A 3,944-nucleotide genomic window follows, 5' to 3' on the forward strand; every position below is an offset into this window, starting at 1 on the left:
CCGTCCGGCGGCTCGGCGGGGTCACCGGGGACGTGCTGGGGGCGCTCGTCGAGGTCGCCACGGCGGCGGCCCTGCTGACACAGGCCGTCCGATGAGGGCAATGCTTGATCCAAAAGGGCGAAACCGGTCACCTGGAGGACTAACATCGGAGGACGTGACGACCATCAGTCTTGACAGCGCAGTCCTGACCGCCCTCGACGCCGACGCGATCGTCGTCGGCGTCCACCCGGCCGAGGACGGCGTCCGTCCGGCCGGCGCCGACGACCTCGACGCGGCCCTCTCCGGCCGCCTGGCCGATTCCCTGACGGCGCTGGGCGCCACCGGCAAGCCCGGAGAGGTCGTCAAGCTGCCGACCCTGGGCTCCCTGCCCGCCGCCCTCATCGTCGCCGTCGGCCTCGGCGAGGCGGACGCGCTGGACGCCGAGGGCCTGCGCCGCGCCGCCGGCGCCGCGCTGCGCGCGCTGGCCGGCAAGGGCAAGGTCGCGGTGGCGCTGCCCGCGGCGTCCGCCGGCGACATCGAGGCCGTGGCGCTGGGCGCGCTGCTCGGCAACTACGGCTTCTCCGCCTACCGCACCTCCGAGCGCCCCGGCCCGGTCGAGGAGATCGTGGTCGTGGGCTCCGGCGACGAGGCCGCCGTGCGCCGCGCCGAGACCCTCGCGTCCGCGATCTCGCTGGTCCGCGACCTGGTCAACACCCCGCCGTCCGACCTGTCCCCCGAGGACTTCGCCGACGTCGCCACCAAGGTCGCCGCCGACGGCGGCCTCGCGATCGAGGTGCTGGACGAGAAGGCCCTGGTCGACGGCGGCTACGGCGGCATCGTCGGCGTCGGGCAGGGGTCGGCGAACCCGCCGCGCCTGGTCCGCCTCGCCTACACCCACCCCGAGGCGTCCAAGACGCTCGCGCTGGTCGGCAAGGGCATCACCTTCGACTCCGGCGGCCTGTCGCTGAAGCCCGCCGAGGGCATGGACTGGATGAAGTCCGACATGGGCGGGGCCGCCGCCGTGCTCGGCGCGCTCGCCGCGATCGCCGAGCTCAAGCCGGCCGTGAACGTCGTCGGCTACCTCGCGCTCGCCGAGAACATGCCGTCCGGCAGCGCGCAGCGCCCGTCCGACGTGCTGACCGTCTACGGCGGCAAGACCGTCGAGGTGCTCAACACCGACGCCGAGGGCCGCCTGGTCATGGCCGACCCGATCGTCCGCTCCGGCGAGGACGAGCCCGACCTGCTGATCGACGTCGCCACCCTGACCGGCGCCCAGCTCGTCGCGCTCGGCGCCCGGACCACCGGTGTCATGGCCAACGACGACGAGGTCCGTGAGAAGGTGGTGGCGGCCGCCGTCCGCACCGGCGAGCCGTCGTGGGGCATGCCGCTGCCGGAGGAGCTCCGCAAGGGCCTCGACTCCGCGGTGGCCGACATCGCCAACATCAGCGGCGAGCGCTGGGGCGGCATGCTCGTCGCGGGCGTCTTCCTGAAGGAGTTCGTGCCGGACGGCGTCCGCTGGGCGCACCTCGACATCGCCGGCCCGTCCTACAACAAGGGCGAGCCCTACGGCTACACGCCGAAGGCGGGCACCGGCGCGGCCGTGCGCACGCTGGTCGCGGTCGCCGAGGACATGGCCGCCGGCGAGCTCTGACGTTTCACCGCCGGGCGGACCCCGACCGGGACCGCCCGGCGCACAAGGGAATAGGTTTTCCCTGGCGGCGGGGCGTCACCCCGTGCCGCCGCCGGGTGCGCGAGGCACACCAGCCGTAGGCGCGTAGGGCGGAAAGGGAGCGACATTGGCTGACAGCGGCCCCTTCGACATCGTGGTCCTGGGAGGCGGGAGCGGCGGCTACGCGTGCGCGCTGCGCGCGTCCGAGCTCGGCATGAGCGTCGTGCTGGTCGAGCGCGACAAGCTCGGCGGCACCTGCCTGAACCGCGGCTGCATCCCCACCAAGGCACTGCTGCACGCGGCGGAGGTCGCCGACCAGACCCGCGAGGCCGCGACGTTCGGCGTCAAGGCCGACTTCGTCGGCATCGACATCGACGGCGTCCACGCCTACAAGGACAAGGTCGTCTCCGGGACGGTCAAGGGCCTCACCGGGCTGATCAAGGCCCGTGGCATCGAGGTCGTCGAGGGCGAGGGGCGGCTGGCGTCCCCGACGTCCGTGGAGGTCCGCGCGGCGGACGGCTCCACCCGGACGCTGGAGGGGCGGCACGTCGTGCTGGCCACCGGTTCCGCGCCGCGCACGCTGCCCGGCCTGGAGGTGGACGGCGAGAAGGTCGTCTTCAGCGACCAGGCGCTGACGCTCGGCCGCGTCCCGGCGTCGGTGGTGATCCTCGGCGGCGGTGTGATCGGCGTCGAGTTCGCCAGCGTGTGGCGCTCGTTCGGGGCCGAGGTCACCATCGTGGAGGCGCTCCCCCACCTGCTGCCGCTGGAGGAGGAGAGCAGCTCCAAGCGACTGGAGCGCGCCTTCCGCAAGCGCGGCATCAAGTACGAGCTCGGCGTCCGCTTCCAGGGCGTGGAGCGCACCGACGACGGCGTGACGGTCACGCTGGAGAACGGCACGACCCTCGACGCCGAGCTGCTGCTCGTCGCCGTGGGCCGCGGGCCGGTCTCGGCGGGCCTCGGGTTCGAGGAGGCCGGCGTCGCGGTGGAGCGCGGCTTCGTCCAGGTGGACGGGCTGTGCCGCACCTCGGTGCCGTCGGTGTCGGCCGTGGGCGACCTCATCGACACCCCGCAGCTGGCGCACGTCGGCTTCGCGGAGGGCATCCTGGTCGCCGAGCGGCTGGGCGGCCTCGACCCGTCCCCGATCGACTACGACGGCGTGCCCCGCATCACCTACTCCGACCCCGAGGTGGCCTCCGTGGGCATCACCTCGAAGGTGGCGGCCGAACGCGGGTACGAGATCGACGAGGCGGTCTACGACCTCGCCGGCAACCCGAAGAGCAAGATCCTCGGCACGCAGGGCGAGGTGCGGGTGATCGCCGAGCGCGGCGGCCGCGTCCTCGGCCTGTCCATGGTCGGCGCGCGGGTCGGCGAGCTGATCACCGAGGGTCAGCTGATCTACAACTGGGAGGCCCTGCCGAGCGAGGTCGCCCAGCTCATCCATCCGCATCCGACCCAGTCCGAGGCGGTCGGCGAGGCGCACCTGATGCTCGCCGGCAAGCCACTGCACGTGCACGGCTGAACTGCCGCGCCGGGAATATGAGATCTCGAAGGAGTATCTGAGAGCCATGCCGGTCTCCGTCACCATGCCCCAGCTCGGCGAGAGCGTCACCGAGGGCACCGTCACCCGCTGGCTGAAGAAGGAGGGCGAGCGCGTCGAGACCGACGAGCCGCTTCTCGAAGTCTCGACCGACAAGGTCGACACCGAGATCCCCTCTCCCGCGTCCGGCATCCTGACCAGCATCACCGTGGCCGAGGACGAGACCGTCGAGGTCGGCGCCGAGCTCGCGGTGATCGGCGACGAGGGCGACGCCCCCGCCGCCGCGCCCGCGGCCGAGCCCGCCGCCGAGGCGGCCCCGGCGGCCGAGCCCCAGCCGGAGCCGAAGCCCGAGCCCGAGCCGCAGGCTCAGCCCCAGCAGGCGCAGCAGGCCCCGCAGGGCCCGCCGCCGGCCGCGTGGCCGCCGCCCGCGCCGCAGCAGCCCGCCGCCCCGGCCCCGGCTCCCGAGCCCGCTCCGGCGGCCCAGGCGCCCGCCCCGCAGGCCGCTCCGGCCGCGCAGGACGGCCAGGGCTCCGGCGAAGGTCCGTACGTCACGCCGCTGGTGCGCAAGCTCGCCACCGAGCACGGCGTCGACCTGACCACGGTCAAGGGCACCGGCGTCGGCGGCCGGATCCGCAAGCAGGACGTCCTGGAGGCGGCCCGCGCCGCCCGCGAGGCCGCCGCGGCTCCCGCCGCCCCGGCCGCGTCCGCCGCGCCGTCCGCCGCGCCGTCCGGGCAGGCCCGCCCGTCGGCGCCCGCCCC

At 74.5% G+C, this 3,944-nt stretch carries 4 protein-coding genes; all 4 read left to right on the forward strand.

Going from position 1 to position 3,944, the window contains the following annotated elements; translation table 11 throughout:
• A partial coding sequence (locus AB0J52_RS30860; RefSeq protein WP_500186220.1) for an adenosylcobinamide-GDP ribazoletransferase occupies positions 1 to 95 on the forward strand: 95 nt, incomplete at its 5' end.
• A gap of 68 nt (positions 96 to 163) precedes the next feature.
• Positions 164 to 1,630 carry a leucyl aminopeptidase gene (locus tag AB0J52_RS30865; protein WP_500186222.1) on the forward strand — a complete coding sequence of 489 codons (1,467 nt, stop codon included), beginning with the start codon at positions 164 to 166 and terminating at the stop codon, positions 1,628 to 1,630.
• A gap of 145 nt (positions 1,631 to 1,775) precedes the next feature.
• The gene (lpdA, locus tag AB0J52_RS30870; protein ID WP_500186216.1) at positions 1,776 to 3,167 is read left to right on the forward strand and encodes a dihydrolipoyl dehydrogenase; all 1,392 of its coding nucleotides are present in this window, start codon (positions 1,776 to 1,778) and stop codon (positions 3,165 to 3,167) included.
• Positions 3,168 to 3,213: 46 nt separating this feature from the next.
• Positions 3,214 to 3,944: biotin/lipoyl-containing protein (locus tag AB0J52_RS30875; RefSeq protein WP_500186218.1), on the forward strand; the 731-nt coding region annotated here is incomplete at its 3' end.

The organism is Spirillospora sp. NPDC049652 (assembly GCF_040675125.1).
Lineage (GTDB): Bacteria > Actinomycetota > Actinomycetes > Streptosporangiales > Streptosporangiaceae > Spirillospora.